Here is a 17,726-nt window from a genome sequence, read left to right as displayed (position 1 = left end):
CGGCTTCTTGTTCGCCTCACGGGCGATTTCGATGTCGGATTTGTAGCTCATTGGGCAGGGTCCCTGATTGAATGCCGTGCGTGCCGACGCAATACGTCGGTGCTGATCAATCCATACCGTCGTGTACAATCGCAATGGATATGAATTCCGACATAATCATGGCGTGAAACGGCGTTGACCCAGTTCTGGCGCTGTTAGCGCAACATTCCGAGGCTTATAAGGGTTCCCACGCGCGCTGATCCGGCACAAAAAGCGAGACGGAGTCGTTCAGCTTCAACGTTCCCGGACGTTCGATCCAGGCCGTGACGCCACGACGACCCCTGGCGGCGGGTTTGAACGTCTTGCCATAGCCTGGAATGTCAGATTCGATTTCTTTCCCTGGATAGATGCAAGGGCGGTTCTCCATATCAACGGTCATCGTAAGCCCATCGGGGGCCTGCAGCCGCGATGAGGGCGGAATATGGGTAAAATCCGGTATTCCCTTTAGCACGATCGACGCCCCCAAATAGGTGGGGTCGAGCGTTTCCAGCCCCATTCCACTTGCGATCTCGTCCAGTTCTTCGGACGACAGAATCGTCAACTGACGCACATTTCGAATTTCAGTATCTTCGGGGTACAGGTTCTTCATACGCATACATGAGGCTCGATTGACCCCTGCATGACGGGCGCCTGTTTCCCCGGCAAAATCAAGATCCAACCGATCGACCGGACGGGCGCGCAGCGAGCCACCTGACGGTACATGCCCCAACCAGACAACCTGCGCCGAATACTCGGTTTTTCGCATCACCGGCATGTGGGGCCTCGCTCCAAATTCCTGACAACGGCTCTTCGCACCGTACGTATCCCGACTGTGAAGTGAAGCAAAAAAGACCCGGGACAATGCCCGGGTCTGATGTACTTAAGCTGAAGGTTCCGGCTCCATCCCACCATCGGGCGGAGACTTCTTGACCTTTGTCTTAGGAATCGCTGTCACGCTGGGCGCGCTGCCCTCGTCGGGATTGTCACCATCATCATCACCCTCGCTGGGCGATTCACCGTTCATGACGCGCTTGATCTCGTCCCCGGTCAGCGTCTCATATTCCAGAAGACCCTGTGCCAGACGCTCCCATTCCTCGTTCTGTTCGGTCAGAATCTGGTGGGCGCGCTCGTAACCCTGCTGGATCAGACGCTTCACCTCTTCCTCGATCAGCTCTTTGGTATGAGCCGAAACCGAGAACCCGGCGGTATTGCCTGAATATCCATCATGCGCTTCGGCATAGTCGATATTGCCGACCTTGTCCGACATACCCCAGCGCATCACCATGGCGCGCGCCAGTTGGCTGGCCTGCATGATGTCACCGGCAGGACCGTTCGAAACGTGGTCTTCGCCGTACTTGATCACCTCGGCGGCCTTACCCGCCATGGTCATGGCCAGCTTCTGCTCACATTCGTCACGGTGATAGTTCAGGCGATCCATTTCCGGCAGCGAAACAACCATGCCCAGCGCACCACCGCGCGGGATGATCGTCGCCTTGTAGACCGGATCACACAGCGGCAGAGTCAGGCCGACAACGGCGTGACCGGCCTCGTGATAGGCGGTCTTTTCTTTCTGATCCTGGGTCAGCACCATCGAGCGACGCTCGGCCCCCATCATCACCTTGTCCTTGGCATTCTCAAAATCTTCCATGGTGACAAAGCGACGGCCCACGCGCGCGGCCATCAGCGCGGCCTCGTTCACGAGGTTCGCCAAATCCGCACCCGAGAAGCCCGGCGTACCACGCGCGATGATGCGCAGATCGACATCGGGACCCAGAGGCGTCTTGCGTGCGTGAACGCCCAGAATCTTTTCGCGGCCTTTGATGTCGGGGTTGCCGACAGTCACGTTACGATCAAACCGGCCCGGACGCAGCAGCGCAGGGTCCAGAACGTCCTTACGGTTGGTGGCTGCCAGAATGATCACGCCTTCGTTGGCCTCGAACCCGTCCATCTCGACCAGCAACTGGTTGAGGGTCTGTTCGCGTTCGTCATTACCACCGCCATAACCGGCACCACGATGGCGACCTACGGCGTCGATCTCGTCGATGAAGACAATACAGGGCGCGTTCTTCTTGGCCTGTTCGAACATGTCGCGGACACGGGATGCACCGACACCAACGAACATCTCGACAAAGTCGGACCCCGAGATGGTGAAGAACGGCACACCCGCCTCACCAGCAATGGCACGGGCCAGCAGTGTTTTACCGGTACCCGGAGGGCCAACCAGCAGCGCGCCCTTCGGAATCTTACCACCCAGACGGCTGAATTTCTGCGGGTTGCGCAGGAATTCCACGATCTCTTCCAGCTCTTCCTTGGCCTCATCAATGCCCGCGACATCGTCAAAGGTCACGCGGCCATGCTTTTCGGTCAGCATCTTGGCCTTGGACTTGCCAAAGCCCATCGCGCCGCCTTTGCCACCGCCCTGCATCCGGTTCATGAAGTAAATCCAGACCCCGATCAGCAACAGGAAAGGCAGCAACGTGATCAGGAAGGACTGAAACCCGGATTGCTGCTGTTTCACGGCCTGAACAGGAATGTTCTCATCGATCAGCAGCTTGGTGACTTCGGCATCGGCGGGTTTGATGGTGACATAGGTCGCGCCGCTTTGCGTGGAATAGCGAATCTGTTCACCGTCCAGCGTCACATTTTTGACTTCGCCGCTTTCAACTGCGCTGACAAAATCGGAATAAGTTCTTTCATTGCTCTGAAGCGTTCCGCCCTGACCACTGAAGAAATTGAACAGTGCAAGGATCAGCAGAAACAGAACGACCCAGAAGGCGATGTTACGAGCGTTGCCCAAGGAATATCTCCCAAAAGATTTCGGCAGGTGGGGGTCTGCCGGTTTGCCCTATAAAATAGAGATGATTCAAGCATGTTCAATGCGATAAAAGCGAAGAGTAAAACTCGGGCCTTTGTGGGGCCATTTCGGCTGTCCAACCGTTGGAATAATCAACTAGGGGTGCAGCAAGCAGGTTTTCACCGCTCCACACGGCAGGCGAGGCCAAAAGCGCCATACGTGGTTTGCCCAATGCGCGCCATTCCGGCACCTGCGGCAAACCAGTCTCACCCAGCGCACGCACCTCGGCGCCCACGGCCCGAGGGCCGGACAGAACCCAGCGGTCATCCCAAAGCTTTTCCGGGGCGGTGATTTCTGTCGCCACGGCGTTTAGCTCTCTGCAAAACCACATTTTATCGCCGTGTGGGATCAACAAACAGCCCGCCAGAGTCAGGGTCTTTGCATCCCGAACGGCTGCCACAGCCTGATCCACCGCAGCCCCGCGCGGCGGATAGCCCGGTCCTGCGATCCACACGGTGATTCCAATGACCAGCCGCCGTTGAATCTCTGCCGGAAGCAGTTCAAAGCCGTCGCGGTCCACGCAAATGTCCCCGCTATACACATCAGTAACTCGTCGTGCGGATTCCTGCGTATAATGCGCCAGTGCTTCACGCGCTTGTGCAAGATTTTCGGCCACGCGCGACAGCGATTGTGCAGAAATCCCCAGCGGTTCCAGCCCTGTCAGGGCTTCACGCGCTTTGATCCGGTCGAATTTGAAGTCCTGATTCGACGGGTCCTCGATCCAACTTGCGCCGATCCGCGACAGGTAGCCGCGCAGGGTTTGCCGAGTGATTCCCAACATCGGGCGCAGCAGCGACACGCCGTTTTGGTCCCGCACCCAAGGCATCCCTGACAATCCTGTCACACCGGCCGCCCGGCCCAACCGCATCAGAACAGTCTCGGCCTGATCATCGGCTGTATGTCCCAAAGCAATCGCCGATATGTCATTCCGGTTCGCCCAGTCGGTCAACAATCGATACCGCGCCTGACGGGCCTGATCCTGCAGATTGCCTGTACCATCCCACCCCTGCCAGCGCAGCGTTTCGTGCGGGATATTCAATCCAGCGGCCTGTTCGGCCACGCAAATAGCCTCAGATGCCGATTCGGGGCGCAATCCATGATCCACGGTGGCCGCAAACAGATCGAACTGCTCGGGCCGCGCGATTTCATGCAGCAGATGCAGCAGCGCCACCGAATCTCCGCCACCAGATACGGCGACACCCAAACGTGGCGGCAGTCGGTCAGGAAGCCGCTTGCGGAGTTCAGATCGAAGTGTTTCGGCCTCGCCCGTCAAGAACAGCCCAGCGACGCCATTTCCTGAGTGGCGGCGGATACTGTGGCCGAGGCCGGGAACCGCACGCCAACCTCTGTCAGGGTGATACAGGCCTGTTCGGTTTGTCCCAGACGCCCCAACGCGGCACCCAGTTCAAACAGGGCCTCGGGGGCAAACGCACCCTCGGAATCGCCGGTAAAACTGGCCAGGAACGCCCGTGCGGCCTCACGCGTGTCGCCCAATCCGTCCAGCGCCTGCCCGCGCTTCAAATGTGCTTCGGGCGCAAGCGGGCTGCCTGGATACGACGAATCGAACTGCGCGAACTGGTCGGCTGCGGCCTGAAAATCCCCTTCGGACAGGGCCAGCGCAGCAGCTTCGAAGTCTGATTGTTCGCCGATCGCCAGTTCCCCCTGCTCATTTACCGAAGAGGGCGTTGGTGAAATGGGTAACGCAGAACCTACCGTAGCTCCTGAATCACCACCCAAGGTCGAGGTTTCGCCAAGCGTACTCAGATCTCCGCCTTCCAGTTCGACCAGACGGAACTCCAGGTCGCCGATCCGGTTGGTGCCATCGGTCACGACGTTCTGAACCCGCTGATTTAGCTGCTCGGTCTGGCTCGTGAGGCGTTGCAACTCGGCCTCGATCGCGTCGACCCGTTCCAGAATGGAACTGCCAGACAGGTTCGGCGCCGGAGATCCGGTCGTCGAAAACTCACGCTTTAGGCGTTGAATCTCCACGTGCAGCACTGTCAATTCCTGACGGATATCCGCCAGCGTCTGCTGATCCTGTGCTTGTGCCACACCGGCGGTCGCAATAACTGCGGCCAGAACCCATCCTGCAAGTCTCATCGTTTTACCCCAAGGTTGAACCGGTCAGCACCGTAACCGCGCGGCGGTTCTTGGAATAGCATTCCTCGGTGCTGCAAATCTCAATCGGGCGTTCCTTGCCGTAGCTGACTGTTGTCAGGCGGTTCCCTGCCACCCCGCGCGAGATCAAATAGTCGCGGGCCGCATTCGCCCGTTTCGCGCCCAGACCAAGGTTATACTCGCGTGTGCCTTGTTCATCTGCATGACCCTCGATAGTAGCCACGAAATCCGGGTTGGCCAAAAGCCAGTCTGCCTGCCCCTGCAAGACCGTTTGCGCCTGTGGTGTCAGTGTGGACTGATCCACTGCAAACAATACCCGGTCGCCAACAGTTTGCTGGAAATAGGCGGGCGAGCGCGGATCGCTGGGCGAGCCCGGCGCAATGGCACCATTTGCGCCATTTCCAAAACCGCCACCCAGTGCCGATGGATCGTTGTTGGTACAGGCGGCGATTACACTCAGCGCGCCTATAGCCAGAACTTTGCCCAATACGTTCATTTCAAGTGCCTCGTTGTTTTATCGGTTTATTGCCGTCTCTGTATCACAGTGCAGGATTTTTGTGAACTTTTCCAACCGCCTGCCCCGATCAATTCTGCAATGGCCCCCAAGACGGATCGCTGCCGCCATCCGGAGTGCGCACCGGATGCAAGTTCCGCCCCGAAATATCCACCGAATACAGCGTCGCCCGCCCGCTGGCCCCCTGCGTTTCGCGGGTGAACATGATGACGCGGCCATTGGGGGACCAGGTCGGCCCCTCATCAAGGAAGGATGAGGTCAGCAGTCGTTCTTCACTGCCATCCGTACGCATGACACCGATATGAAAACGGCCCTTGTTCTGCTTGGTAAACGCAATCAAATCGCCACGCGGCGACCAGACCGGAGTGCCATAGCGGCCTTGACCAAAGCTGATCCGTGTTGCCTCACCCCCATTGGCGGGCATGATATACAGCTGCGGTGTGCCCGAACGGTCGCTTTCAAACACGATCTGCGAACCGTCCGGGGAATAGCTGGGCGCAGTCTCGATGGCCGTCGTATTCGTCAGTCGAACGCTTTGGCCCGAGGCCAGGTCCATCTTCCACAGGTCGGTATTGCCGCCCTGAATCAACGAATAAACAATTGAGCGGCCATCGGGCGAAAAGCGTGGGGAAAAGCTCATCGTGCCTTCTTGCGTCTGCAATTCGGTTCTTTTCACTCGGTCGACGTCCAGAACATAGATACGTGGCTGACCGGTTTCATAACTGGTATAGAGCAACCGATCGCCCGACGGCGAAAAGCGCGGGGCCAGGACGATGGCGGCACTGTCAGTCAGGTACTGCACGTTGGCTCCGTCATAATCCATGATCGCCAAACGTTTCAGGCGCTGATCCTTGGGCCCGCTTTCCGAAACAAAGGCTACGCGGCTGTCGAAATATCCGCCTTCTCCCGTGATGCGGCTGTAAACCTGATCGGCCACTTTATGCGCCATGCGCCGCCACCCTTCGGTAGTGCCTGCAAATTGCAGACCGTTGCCCAGTTCCTGACCCGAAAACACATCCCACACCCGGAATCGCACAGTCAGCCGGTTGCCCGAGACGTTCACAGCACCCGTCACCAGCGCATCGGCATTGATGGCTTTCCAGTCGGCAAACTGGACCGGCGCATCAAAACTACTGACCCGGCTGATGAATGCGTCCGATGAGATTTCGCGGAACAGCCCCGTACCGGTCAGGTCGGCGGCAACGACCCGAGAGATGTCGTTGGCATATTGCGCCGCGGCTGGCCCGTCAGGCACAAAATTCGGGACCGCAAAAGGCAAGGGTTCAATGATCCCCTGATCCAGTTCCAGACGCAGCGGTCCGCTCTGTGCGTATACCGGCGCTGTCATAATCGTCAGGCCAAGCAATAGGCTGGTCAGAAATCTTATCATTTGATCCGCATCCTCTCGGGATTGAATGTAATCTCAATATCTTGCCACTGAGCATATTTGTCAGCAGGCAGGTCGTAACCTTTGGCACCACAGCGCAATATTGCCCGTCTGGCGGCTTCGTAAGCTTGTTTAGCAGACGCCGTTGTTCCGCCCGAGCTATCGATCATACGCAGGCTACCGCCTTCCACCTTCCCTTCACGGGTCAATGAAAATCCAACGACTACAACCGTTTGCAAGGCATCCGTGGACAATGACCCCACGTTCCAACACTGTGACACAGCCAGACGCATTGCATCTTTCTCACCGCTTGTCAGTGGAGGACCAGCAGGCTCACTACTCTCTTGCAAAGCCTCGGCCAAAGCATCTTCAACGGCGCTTTCGTCAACTTGTGTTGGTGGCGTCGACTCCTGCTCCTCAGGTTCTGCCACTACCGGATCTGCCGGTGGCGCGGGTCGGTTTGGCCGCACCTGCGGTCGCGGGGACGTACGCGGAGCGTTCTCTTTGGTTTCCTCGGCTTCGGTCACGATCTGATCCGTGGCCTCTTCCGGAGCGGTTTGATCCTGCTGTTCCTGCTGGGTATCCGCACCCTCATCCAGCGACACAGCGGGCGTTTCCACTTCGTCCGGTTCCGCCTCGGGCGGTGGTGGCGCAATGGGTTCCGGTGCAACCTTGTCAGCGGGGCGCGGCTGCGCCTCGGGGCCCGGAGCCACGGGCAGCACTTCGGTCACTGGCTCGGGCTGATCCAGTGTCGGCGCTTCGTCGACCACTTCGGGTTCTGGCGGAGCCTCGACCGGTTCGGGTACGGGATCGGGCTCGGGTTCAGCTGGGGTCACAACCTCGGGTGGGGTTTGTTCTTCTTCAACCGGTGCGGGCGGTGTCACATCTTCGGTGGGCACTTCGGGCGGTTGCAGGGCAACGGGTGTCGACACCTCAGGCGCGGTGCGCTGTGCGGTTAAAGCATCGAACTGATCAACCGAGACCACCGACACCTCCTGCACGGCCATAGGCAGGGGGTCGGACCGGAACGTACCGCCGAAAAAAGCCCATCCAATCAAGACGACATGGGCAACAGCCGAGATCTTGGTGCCGGTATCCACCGCGCGGCCTCACTCTCCACCTTCGTCCAGGGCAGGCCCGCCGCTATCGGTCACAAGACCCACATTGGAAAACCCACCCGCATTCAACGCACCCATTACCTGCATCACCTGCGCGTAAGGAATCGCCCCGTCGGCCCGCAGGAACACGCGATCACTGCTGCGTTCTGCCGCAATGGCGCGCAGTTTGCCAATCAACTCTTCGCGCACCACGTCCGTCGTCTGGATCTGCACGCGTCCATCCGCGGTCAGTGTTACGGTCAGTGGTTCTTCGTTATCGCCGGGCAAGGCACTGGCCGCCGTTTTCGGCAGGTCTACCGGCACCCCCACGGTCAACAATGGGGCCGCGACCATGAAGATGATCAGCAACACCAGCATAACGTCCACAAACGGCGTCACGTTGATTTCGGCCATTGGCTGCGCCCGGCCGCGACGCCGCCCGCGTCTGCGCCCGTTCCCACCACCGTTTTGCTGAACTGCCGCGCCCATCGTTAGCTGTCCAATTGTCGCGACAGGATGGTGGCGAACTCGTCGGCAAAGGCTTCGTACCCGCCAACGATCCGGTCACTATCCGCACTGAGCTTGTTGTAGAAAATGACCGCCGGGATCGCCGCCAGCAGGCCCAGACCCGTGGCCAGCAACGCCTCGGCAATACCCGGCGCCACAACGGCGAGGTTTGTGTTCTGTTGCTCGGCAATCTCGATAAAGGCGTTCATGATGCCCCAAACGGTTCCAAACAGACCAATAAACGGCGCGGTCGAGCCGACGGTCGCCAGAATTGGCAGGCCCTTTTGTAGCGTCTCAGATTCTTTCGCTATTGCAACGTCCATGGATCGGTCGATCCGCGCCGTGGCCCCGGCGATCAGCCCGCCATCAGTGCGATGAGACCGCCGCCATTCGATCATACCGGCGGCAAAAATCTTTTCCGAACTGCCATCTGGTTGCGTTCCGATCTGCTCGAACAGTTCATCCAAAGGATTCCCTGACCAGAAACTTTCATCAAACACCTGGGCCTCACGTCGCGCCGCGCGGTAGTTGATCAGCTTTTGAATGATGATGCCCCAGGACCAGATAGATGCGCCGATCAGCATCAGCATTACCAGTTTGACGATAAAGGTCGCGCGGGCATACAGCCCCCACATGGAGAAATCGATCTCCTGCGCCAGCGCCAGCGTTTCAGCTTCCATGAACCTGCTCTTTGTTTTGCCTGTTGGCCGTTCGTTTGGCCTTGTTTTGCCAAACGCTAACCCAGATGGTCCTGAAAAGCCAACAGAACCACCCCAACGCCGCAATTTGTTACAGCAATGCGCGAATCTCTGCCGGAAGCCGCACCGGTTTGCCCTGCGCATTCATGCAAACGGCGGTGACAGTGGCGCGAAAAATCTCGGTCTCGCCACGTTTTACCAACTGCCCCATTGTCAGCCGCACGCCCGAACGCGAAATGAAATGAGTTTCAATGGTCAACTCATCGTCGAACTTGGCCGGGGCCAGGTAATCCGCCTCAATCCGCCGGATGACCCAAACGATCCCATCATCGCGCATCGCATTTTGGTCATTGCCCAACCGGCGCACATAGTCCGACCGGGCGCGCTCGATGTATTTCAGGTAATTCGCGTGATAGACCACGCCGCCCATGTCGGTGTCTTCGTAATAGACCCGAACCGAATAGATGTGCTTTTGCGGGTCGGTCATACTGGCATTCCATCCTGTTGAAATCTTTGGAACGGGGCAGGACATGCCTCACACAGATACAGGCCAACGCGCAATCCCTATAAGGTTACAAAAAATCAGGTCACCCAACACTTGGTATCGAAATTTATCCCCTAGCTGGCTAGGCTGACCAAATAGAGGTTTGAATTTAAAGGGGATCCCATGGCCACCCCCCACCGAGAAGAGGGCAAATTCCCACTGCCCATCCTGCAGGGTATCGTGCCGATCAAACGGTCGTCCCTGCCGACTGAGGTTCTTGCCGGACTGACCTTTGCCTGTCTCGCGATCCCCGAGGTGATGGGCTACACCAAAATCGCAGGCACCCCTGTGGTGACGGGACTGTACACGATCCTGATACCGATGGCGCTGTTCGCCTTGTTCGGATCATCGCGGCATCTTGTCGTGGGGGCGGATTCCGCCACGGCGGCCATAACTGCGTCTGCTCTGGCGGGTATGGCGGTGTCAGGATCTTCGGAATATCTGGCGCTGGCCTCTCTGCTGGCGCTGATGGCAGCAGTGCTGTTGATTGCCGCGCGCCTGATCGGCCTTGGCTTTCTAGCCGACTTCCTATCTCGAACAGTACTGGTTGGCTTTCTGACTGGCGTAGGCATTCAGGTGGCCACGGGAGAGGTGCCCGGAATGCTGGGGATCGAGGCGTCGGGCCACGGAACGCTGGCCAAACTTCACGGCTTGATACAGCACTATGACCAGACAAGCTGGCCAACGATCGCGGTATCCTTGTCCGTTCTGGTCGTCGTCATTGGGTGCAAAATTTTATCGCCCAAAATACCCGGCCCGCTGATCGCAATTTTGGGCATCATCCTTTGCAGTTGGACTTTCCAGTTCAGCGCGGCGGGCGTCACCGTGCTGGGCGCGGTTCCTGGCGGCCTGCCCGCCCTTTCAATCCCGGATGTGGATTGGAACTGGCCTCTGTTCAAACAACTGACCCCTACCGCCCTGTCGATCTTTGCGGTGATCCTTGCCCAAAGCGCCGCAACCTCGCGCGCTTATGCGGCCCGGTACGAGGACAAGTTCAGCGAAAACACCGATCTTGTCGGGTTGGGTTTGGCCAATCTCGGCGCGGCCTTTACTGGCACTTTCGTCGTCAACGGCAGCCCCACCAAAACCGAGATGGTGGCCAGCGCCGGAGGCCGCAATCAAATCGCACAACTAACGACGGTGGCGATTGTTCTGGTGGTGATCCTGTTTCTGACCGGGCCGCTTGCGTTCCTGCCAAATGCCGCGCTGTCCGCGGTAGTCTTCCTGATCGGTGTAAAGCTAATCGATTTGAAGGGCCTTGCTGCCATTTATCGTCAGGCACGGTCAGAATTCTGGATCGCGGTGGCCACAGCAGGTGTTGTGGTTCTGATCGGGGTCGAGCAAGGGATCATCTTTGCCATGGTTCTGTCGCTGATCGACCACACGCGCCGGGGGTACCACCCCAAGAACGCGATCATCGCCCAAAGCCCTGATGGCGGCTGGCATATAAGTCCCGTCACCACGTCAAACCAGTTCAAACCCGGCCTGGTGATCTATCGCTTTTCCCACAGCATTTATTACGCCAACACGCAACGGCTGTCGGACGAGGTCGCTTCAATCGTCAATAGGGCCGATCCCAAGTTGCGGTGGTTCTGCATCGAAGCTTCTGCCATTGATGATGTGGATTTCACCGCAGGTTACTCATTGCGAAATATCCACGGCTTGCTGCAGTCCAAGAACATTCGACTGGTTTTTCTACTGGTCGAACCGGATGTCCGCAAAGAACTGGACCGCTACGGTGTCACCGATCTGGTTGGGCCTGACGCATACTTTGACACCGGCAGCGATCTAATTAAGGCGTTTCAGCACCAGAGCAATCCACCTGCCTAGGCTTTATTGCGGCGCTTGTAGCCGCGCAAACAGCCTCAGCGCGTGTGACGCATCCTGCGCAGCCCCGGGCAGGATCGGGTCATAGGCCGCGCGGATCACCTCGGCGATTTCGGGTCGCAGAACGGTTGTTTCCCCGGCAACAGCCAATGGGGATTGGGTCCGAAATGCGGTGTCCGACCACAGCAAGATGGTCTGCACCACCTGGCTAAGCGCCAGTGTTTCCGCCGGAACCTTGGACAGTTCCTTGTCCATTCTCAGAAAAACAAAAGCCGCGCGGATCGCTCCGTCTTCTTCAAAGCGGAAAATCCGGTACTGGTTGGCATCCGCAGCCACCAGACGATCCACCAGGGGTGCCAGATCGGGAATCAGCCGATCCAGATCGGGAACCTCCAGCAGCTCTTGCCAGTCTCGGAAAAAGAACACCATGCAATTGGCACCTAGTTCCGGATCCGTTTCGGCCATCTTGTGCCCGGCCAATGCCACCACGGCCTCGATCGCGCCTTTGACGGTTGCCAGTGTTTCATCCTCAACACCAAAGACAATCGGCACGATTGGGCGCCCCCAACGGGCAAACAGAAACTCACCACTTTCGCGCGTAAACAGCGCCTCGATCTGATCGGGTGTCACGCCCTGCCCCTTTTCTGAATCAAATACGACCGCCGGTGGCATAAAATCTAATGGTGCGTACTTCAACCAAACAGATCGCTCTGTCCCTTCGGCGCGGCCATGCCCAGATGCGTCCATGCCTTTTGCGCCAACATCCGGCCGCGCGGGGTGCGTTGGATTAGACCCTGTTGCAACAAGAAGGGCTCGATCACCTCTTCCAGCGAATCGCGGCTTTCCGACAGCGCCGCCGACAGGGTCTCAATCCCCACCGGACCACCTGCGTAATTCTCGGCAATCAGCTTCAGATAGCGCCGGTCTGCGCCATCCAGCCCCAGATGATCCACGCCCAGCCGCGTCAAGGCCCCGTCCGCCAGTTCGCGCGTGATCCGGCCGTCGCCTTCGACAATGGCGAAATCGACAACTCGCCGCAGCAGCCGCCCAGCAATCCGCGGTGTTCCGCGCGAACGGCGCGCAATCTCGCGCGCGCCGTCATCATCCGCAGGTGCCCCCAGTTTTCGGGCGTTGCGGGTGACAATCTCATGTAACTCGTCGACCGTATAAAACTGCAGCCGGGTCGGTATCCCGAAGCGGTCGCGCAGCGGCGTGGTCAGCAGACCCATCCGCGTGGTCGCTCCGACCAGCGTAAAGGGCTGCAATTCAATCCGAACGGTCCGGGCGGCAGGGCCTTCGCCGATCACCAGATCCAGTTCGAAATCCTCCATCGCCGGATACAGCACTTCTTCGACCGCAGGGTTCAGACGGTGAATTTCGTCGATAAACAGCACGTCCCGCGATTCAAGATTGGTCAGGATCGCCGCCAGATCCCCCGCCTTGGCCAGAACCGGCCCCGAGGTCATGCGGAAATTCACCCCCAACTCACGCGCCATAATCTGCGCCAGAGTGGTTTTCCCCAGCCCCGGAGGGCCGTGAAACAACGTGTGATCCATTGCCTCGCCCCGCTGACGGGCGGATTGGATGAAGATACGCAGATTGGCGCGTGCCTCGGCCTGACCGATGAATTCGTCCAGACCCTGCGGACGCAGGGCGCGGTCATTATCCTCGGGCATCGGCTCGGGCCGCAGGGTGGGATCTGCATCTACCATTCAATCACCCCTTCGGAGCAAGCAGTTTCAGCGCTGCTCGGATCAGATCAGCCTCACCCGCGTCAGGCAGGTTGGCTGCCGCTTCGGCCACGGCGGATGCCGCGTCAGACGGCCCATACCCCAGATTTGACAGCGCCGACAACGCCCCTGCCGAGGCCGCCGCAGCCCCCGAAGCCTGCTTAACCGCTCGCTTTGGCGCGGGTGCCGGTTCCGCCAGTTCGACAACCTCTAGCTCTGGGCCGTCCATTGCCTCGGTCACGGTTCCGCCCATGGCCATCACACCCGGCGCCTTGTCCTTGAGGTCCAGCACAATGCGCTGCGCGGTCTTTGGTCCGACACCCTTGGCCGCCTTAACCGCGCCCCAGTCGCCCAGAGCAATTGCACGGCTGACCCCATCGGGGCCCAATGCCGAAAGGATAGCCAAAGAAACCTTGGCCCCAACCCCCTGCACCGAGCACAGCAGCCGGTGCCATTCCTTTTCGACCAATGACAGAAAACCATAAAGCTGCATCAGGTCTTCGCGCACCACCATGTCGGTGTAGATCGAGACAGCCTCACCCACCCCCGGCAGCGCCGCCATCGTCCGATCCGAGCAATAGACGAGGTAACCCACGCCGCGCACGTCGATCAGCACGTGATCCGCCGCGCGATAATCTAGCCGCCCCGTCAGTTTCCCAATCATGCCCGCACCTCTTTCATGCGCGCCTGTGGCGCTGTGCCGTAATACGAATGACAGATGGCAATCGCCAGCGCATCCGCCGCATCCGCCCCTTTGGGCTGACACCCAGGCAGCTGTAGTTTGACCATGTGAAGTACCTGCTCTTTTTCGGCATGACCGACACCCACAACCGTTTTCTTGACCCGGTTGGGTGCATATTCCCCCACCGGCAATCCGGCCTGCGCCAGTGTCAGCAAGGCCACTCCGCGCGCCTGACCCAGCTTTAGCGTTCCGGCCCCGTCTTTGTTGACGAAGGTCTGTTCGATAGCTGCCTGATCAGGTTGATGCTCGGCGATGACCTCGACGATCTGATTGTGCAGTGACAACAACCGCTCACCCAGATCATCCCCGTCCGACTTGCACAAACCGTTGGCAACATGGGTCAGACGGCTGCCATGTGATTCGATGACGCCCCATCCCAGGGTCCTTAGCCCCGGATCAATGCCCAGAATTCGCATGTCGTGCCTCGGCCTGCTCGGGTTTTTTGTGATCTTTGTTTCCGATTAGCACGAAGCGTGAACATTTTCCAAGCGAATTGACACGAAGTCTGAAAACGACACACCTAACCCACCCGCGACAGCGCGGCCTGTTTGCGACAGCGAAATGCCTGAATTCGACACGTTTCATGACCGTTAAATGGCTAATAAATTAAGGCTTTTTTAGAAAGAACCACCCTTGCAAAAATTGCATAGGACACATGCAATTTCTGCTCTTGCGCGGCCAAATCCACGTCACTAGATGCCCGCTTAGTATCAAAACTGTAACACCAACCAGAAGGAAACAGGATATGGCTGCATTGGACACCACCCGCGCCACCACTGGCTCATTCGGCCTCGTCGGCCGTATCGGCGCAACTTTCGCATCGGTCGTAAACGCCGTCGCAGAATGGAATGACGCCCGTGTAACCCGCAACACGCTGAGCGGTCTGACTGATCGCGAGCTGGAAGATATCGGCCTGTGCCGCGGCGATATTGACGTCGTGGTGGAAGGTCGTCGGTAAGACGCAACCATCACTCATTCGCCCCTTTCCTCCCTTAGGGGCACAAAAGAACGCCGCGCATTTCACGATGCGCGGCGTTTCTTTTCAAAGCTGACCGAATTCAGCGAATGAGGCTATTGATATTCGTCGCCAAAAACTCTGACACGGGGTCAATCTGCATGACCCAGGCGCCGGCCTGTTCAACCGACGTACCCTGCGCCAGACTATCAACGCGATATTGATAGGCCGAAGCGCCAAGGCTGGTTAGCAAAAAGGTCTTGAATGCAAACAGCCCAGCAAGACAGATCAAGAGCAGCTTAGCCGGAACCGCAGATTTGACTCGCTGCGGTTTCATCACCACCAGGCCATCTTTGCGCATCGTGGCGCGATAGCCCCGGCTGAGCTTGGCGTGTTTCTTGTTCAGGCGATGAACGCGCTGACCAAATTCCAGTTGTTTTCCCGTCATGGCAGCCTCCAATAAACCGCCCCCGTAACCACGTCCTGACGGTAGTTACAGATTGCGACAAAAAAGAGGCAAGAATCCATGAAACTCCTGAAAATGGTCTAAATTACGCCCTGTTTGCTTAAGATTAGCGTTGTCCATTCACCAATCTCATCTCTTTTAGTTAAATTGAACCCGTTTTGTAGATAAACCGAGATCACATCATCGGCCTGCTCATTGAGGATTCCCGAAAGAATTGCATATCCTCCGGCCCGCAGATTCGCTCCGATTTCAGGGGACAAGGCAACCAATGGACCTTTGAGAATATTGGCAAAAATCAGGTCGTAAGGGGCGTGCGACTGCAGATCCGGGTGATCGAATCCAGCGGCTTCGATGCATTGAACCCTACCGGCCATATCGTTGGCTTTCAGATTGGCTTCGGCCACATCTACCGCAACCTGATCTATGTCGCTGGCGATGATATCACCGTCCCAAACCCGCGCGGCGGCCATGGCCAAAACGGCAGTCCCGCAGCCGATATCGGCAACTTTGGATGCCGTGAATTCATCGTCCAGCAGGAAATCCAGCGCCTTGAGGCAACCCAAGGTCGTGCCATGGTGACCGGTGCCAAAGGCCATCGCGGCCTCAATCAATAGCGGGATGCGCCCTTCGGGCAGCTTATCGGCATCGTGGCTGCCATAGACGAAGAACCGCCCTGCCTCGACCGGGGCGAGTTCGCGGCGCACATGGGCAACCCAATCGGTTTCGGGCAGTTCCGAAACCACAAACGGCTTGGCCTCGAAGGCCGCGGCCAGAACGGCCAATGCGGTGTCATCGGGGGCTTCGGTGAAATAACCGCCAACTTCCCACAGGCCCGAGCCGTCCTCGACCTCGAACACGCCAACGCCCGTGGGTTCCGGGTCTAGCCGCTCCATCGCTTCGCCCAAACCTTCGGCGGCTTTCCTGCCGGTCAGAGTGGTAAGCGCAGTGAATGTGGGCATGGGGGCCTCCTGTCTCAGTTGAAACAGCGCCTAGGGCGTGGGCCCGCCAAGGTCAAGCAGTTGCACTTATTCTGCTGGGGCCGGGACGTATTTCGACAGGATGGTTTCGTTGCCAGCCTCAGGATGGCGCGGGATCAGCAGCGATAAGCCCAGCGACACCATCGCCATCGCGGCGGCCAGTGCAAAGACCGCTCCAGGCGAGGCCACCCAAAGTAGGCCCAGCAACGCAGGCAGGAACACTGCCGCGATGTGGTTGATGGTAAAGGCCACAGCCGCCGTGGGCGCGATATCGGCCGGATCGGCGATCTTCTGGAAATAGGTCTTCAGCGCCAAAGCCAACGCAAACAAAACGTGGTCGATCACATAGAGGGTTGCGGCCAGTATGACGCCCCAGCCAAACCAGTAGATGCCGCCATATGCAGCGAACACGATGGCCAGACCGGCATATTCAAAGATCAGCGTACGCCGTTCACCGAACCGTGCCACCGCCTTGCCCAGCAACGGGGCGGCCATCATGTTGATCATCAGATTGATCAGATAGAGGCTGGTCAGTTCATGCACTTCAAATCCGAACTTCTCGACCATCATAAAGCCTGCGAAGACGACGAAAATCTGCCGCCGAGCGCCAGCCATGAACTGCAAGGCATAATACAGCCAGTACCGGCGACGCAGGACCAGTTTCTTGGTCTGCGGCGTAGGCGCATCAAACTGTGGGAAAGCGAACAAGCAAAACAGCGCCAGCAGGGCCGTTGCTCCACCTGCCGCCATAAACACGAAGTTATAGGACAGATCGAACCGTTCCCAGGTCAGCACGATCAAACCATACACAACCGCCGTAGCTGCCGAGCCCATTGCAACCAGCCAACCCAGCACCTGCGGTGCGCGGTCCTTAGGCAACCATTGCAGTTGCAGCGATTGGTTGACGGTTTCGTAGTAGTGAAAGCCTATCGAGCTGAACAGGGTAACGAACAGCAGCCCGCCCAAACTTGGGAACCAAGCCGTCACCGCCGTTGCCACACCCAGCATCATCAGCGAGATCATCGCCAGCACTTGTTCGCGGATAAAGATGATCACCGCGATCACGCCGATGGCAAGAAAGCCAGGAATCTCACGAACCGTGTGCAACAGGCCGATATCTGCACCGTCGAAATTGGCAACCTCGATCACGAAGTTGTTCAACAGCGCGCTCCACGCGTTGAAGGCAATGGGCATGGTCAACGCCATTACGAACAAGAGCGTCACCGGGCGGCGCCAGAACGGAAGGCTCTGTGCCTCAGCAAGGGGCATGGGTTTCAGCATGAGACCCCTCT

At 58.4% G+C, this 17,726-nt stretch carries 19 protein-coding genes; 2 read left to right on the top strand and 17 right to left on the bottom strand.

The features are described 5' to 3' along the window. Positions 1 to 214: 214 nt before the first annotated feature. The 10 genes from GOX21_RS18545 to ybgC form a co-directional block, all read right to left on the bottom strand. Entirely contained in the window at positions 215 to 793 is a 579-nt protein-coding gene (locus GOX21_RS18545) for an MOSC domain-containing protein (RefSeq protein ID WP_170379069.1), read from the bottom strand. A 105-nt stretch (positions 794 to 898) separates the two neighbouring features. Continuing rightward, positions 899 to 2,815: an ATP-dependent zinc metalloprotease FtsH gene (gene ftsH / locus GOX21_RS18540; protein ID WP_170362401.1), complete on the bottom strand. Its 1,917-nt coding sequence runs from the start codon at positions 2,813 to 2,815 to the stop codon at positions 899 to 901. Positions 2,816 to 2,891: 76 nt separating this feature from the next. After that, the gene (gene tilS / locus GOX21_RS18535; protein WP_170379067.1) at positions 2,892 to 4,145 is read right to left on the bottom strand and encodes a tRNA lysidine(34) synthetase TilS; all 1,254 of its coding nucleotides are present in this window, start codon (positions 4,143 to 4,145) and stop codon (positions 2,892 to 2,894) included. Next, complete coding sequence (gene ybgF / locus GOX21_RS18530) at positions 4,142 to 4,972, bottom strand: tol-pal system protein YbgF (RefSeq protein ID WP_170379065.1); 831 nt, start codon at positions 4,970 to 4,972, stop codon at positions 4,142 to 4,144. The genes tilS and ybgF overlap by 4 nt, the downstream gene beginning before the upstream one ends. A gap of 4 nt (positions 4,973 to 4,976) precedes the next feature. After that, the gene (gene pal / locus GOX21_RS18525; protein WP_170351705.1) at positions 4,977 to 5,486 is read right to left on the bottom strand and encodes a peptidoglycan-associated lipoprotein Pal; all 510 of its coding nucleotides are present in this window, start codon (positions 5,484 to 5,486) and stop codon (positions 4,977 to 4,979) included. An 88-nt stretch (positions 5,487 to 5,574) separates the two neighbouring features. Next, a complete protein-coding gene (tolB, locus tag GOX21_RS18520; RefSeq protein WP_170379063.1) occupies positions 5,575 to 6,894 on the bottom strand; it encodes a Tol-Pal system beta propeller repeat protein TolB in 1,320 nt (439 codons plus the stop codon). After that, positions 6,891 to 7,991: an energy transducer TonB gene (locus tag GOX21_RS18515; protein WP_170379062.1), complete on the bottom strand. Its 1,101-nt coding sequence runs from the start codon at positions 7,989 to 7,991 to the stop codon at positions 6,891 to 6,893. The genes tolB and GOX21_RS18515 overlap by 4 nt, the downstream gene beginning before the upstream one ends. 9 nt (positions 7,992 to 8,000) lie before the next feature. Next, positions 8,001 to 8,477 (bottom strand): protein TolR, encoded by a 477-nt coding sequence (gene tolR / locus GOX21_RS18510; protein ID WP_170351708.1) that lies wholly within the window; start codon positions 8,475 to 8,477, stop codon positions 8,001 to 8,003. Between the two features lie 2 nt (positions 8,478 to 8,479). Then, a complete protein-coding gene (gene tolQ, locus GOX21_RS18505; RefSeq protein ID WP_170379060.1) occupies positions 8,480 to 9,175 on the bottom strand; it encodes a protein TolQ in 696 nt (231 codons plus the stop codon). A gap of 109 nt (positions 9,176 to 9,284) precedes the next feature. Continuing rightward, entirely contained in the window at positions 9,285 to 9,680 is a 396-nt protein-coding gene (ybgC, locus tag GOX21_RS18500) for a tol-pal system-associated acyl-CoA thioesterase (RefSeq protein ID WP_170351710.1), read from the bottom strand. 180 nt (positions 9,681 to 9,860) lie between these two features. On the opposite strand from ybgC, the gene GOX21_RS18495 reads away from it, so the two are divergent. Continuing rightward, a complete protein-coding gene (locus GOX21_RS18495) occupies positions 9,861 to 11,567 on the top strand; it encodes a SulP family inorganic anion transporter (protein WP_170379058.1) in 1,707 nt (568 codons plus the stop codon). A gap of 3 nt (positions 11,568 to 11,570) precedes the next feature. Here the strand turns inward: GOX21_RS18495 and GOX21_RS18490 are convergent, their stop codons facing one another. The 4 genes from GOX21_RS18490 to ruvC all read right to left on the bottom strand — a co-directional run bounded on the left by GOX21_RS18490 (position 11,571) and on the right by ruvC (position 14,452). Further along, complete coding sequence (locus GOX21_RS18490; protein WP_368040042.1) at positions 11,571 to 12,194, bottom strand: hypothetical protein; 624 nt, start codon at positions 12,192 to 12,194, stop codon at positions 11,571 to 11,573. Positions 12,195 to 12,256: 62 nt separating this feature from the next. Next, the gene (gene ruvB / locus GOX21_RS18485; RefSeq protein WP_058283170.1) at positions 12,257 to 13,276 is read right to left on the bottom strand and encodes a Holliday junction branch migration DNA helicase RuvB; all 1,020 of its coding nucleotides are present in this window, start codon (positions 13,274 to 13,276) and stop codon (positions 12,257 to 12,259) included. A 4-nt stretch (positions 13,277 to 13,280) separates the two neighbouring features. Continuing rightward, positions 13,281 to 13,958 (bottom strand): Holliday junction branch migration protein RuvA, encoded by a 678-nt coding sequence (ruvA, locus tag GOX21_RS18480; protein WP_170351713.1) that lies wholly within the window; start codon positions 13,956 to 13,958, stop codon positions 13,281 to 13,283. After that, positions 13,955 to 14,452, bottom strand: a complete 498-nt coding sequence (gene ruvC / locus GOX21_RS18475; protein WP_170351714.1) for a crossover junction endodeoxyribonuclease RuvC — start codon at positions 14,450 to 14,452, stop codon at positions 13,955 to 13,957. The genes ruvA and ruvC overlap by 4 nt, the downstream gene beginning before the upstream one ends. 329 nt (positions 14,453 to 14,781) lie before the next feature. Here ruvC and GOX21_RS18470 point away from each other — a divergent pair, with 329 nt between their 5' ends. Next, the gene (locus GOX21_RS18470; protein WP_170351715.1) at positions 14,782 to 14,994 is read left to right on the top strand and encodes a DUF1127 domain-containing protein; all 213 of its coding nucleotides are present in this window, start codon (positions 14,782 to 14,784) and stop codon (positions 14,992 to 14,994) included. 100 nt (positions 14,995 to 15,094) lie between these two features. On the opposite strand, the gene GOX21_RS18465 is transcribed toward GOX21_RS18470, so the two are convergent. The 3 genes from GOX21_RS18465 to GOX21_RS18455 all read right to left on the bottom strand — a co-directional run bounded on the left by GOX21_RS18465 (position 15,095) and on the right by GOX21_RS18455 (position 17,715). Next, on the bottom strand, positions 15,095 to 15,439 hold the full coding sequence (locus GOX21_RS18465) for a hypothetical protein (RefSeq protein WP_170351716.1): 345 nt from the start codon (positions 15,437 to 15,439) through the stop codon (positions 15,095 to 15,097). 98 nt (positions 15,440 to 15,537) lie between these two features. Beyond that, a complete protein-coding gene (locus tag GOX21_RS18460) occupies positions 15,538 to 16,416 on the bottom strand; it encodes a 50S ribosomal protein L11 methyltransferase (RefSeq protein ID WP_170379054.1) in 879 nt (292 codons plus the stop codon). A gap of 66 nt (positions 16,417 to 16,482) precedes the next feature. Then, positions 16,483 to 17,715 carry an MFS transporter gene (locus GOX21_RS18455; RefSeq protein WP_170379052.1) on the bottom strand — a complete coding sequence of 411 codons (1,233 nt, stop codon included), beginning with the start codon at positions 17,713 to 17,715 and terminating at the stop codon, positions 16,483 to 16,485. Positions 17,716 to 17,726 lie beyond the last annotated feature (11 nt).

The sequence above is a fragment of the Ruegeria atlantica genome, from assembly GCF_013032005.1.
In the GTDB taxonomy this organism is placed as follows: domain Bacteria; phylum Pseudomonadota; class Alphaproteobacteria; order Rhodobacterales; family Rhodobacteraceae; genus Ruegeria; species Ruegeria atlantica_A.
Note: the sequence above shows the minus strand (reverse complement) of the source record. Positions and strands in the feature narration are given on the sequence as shown.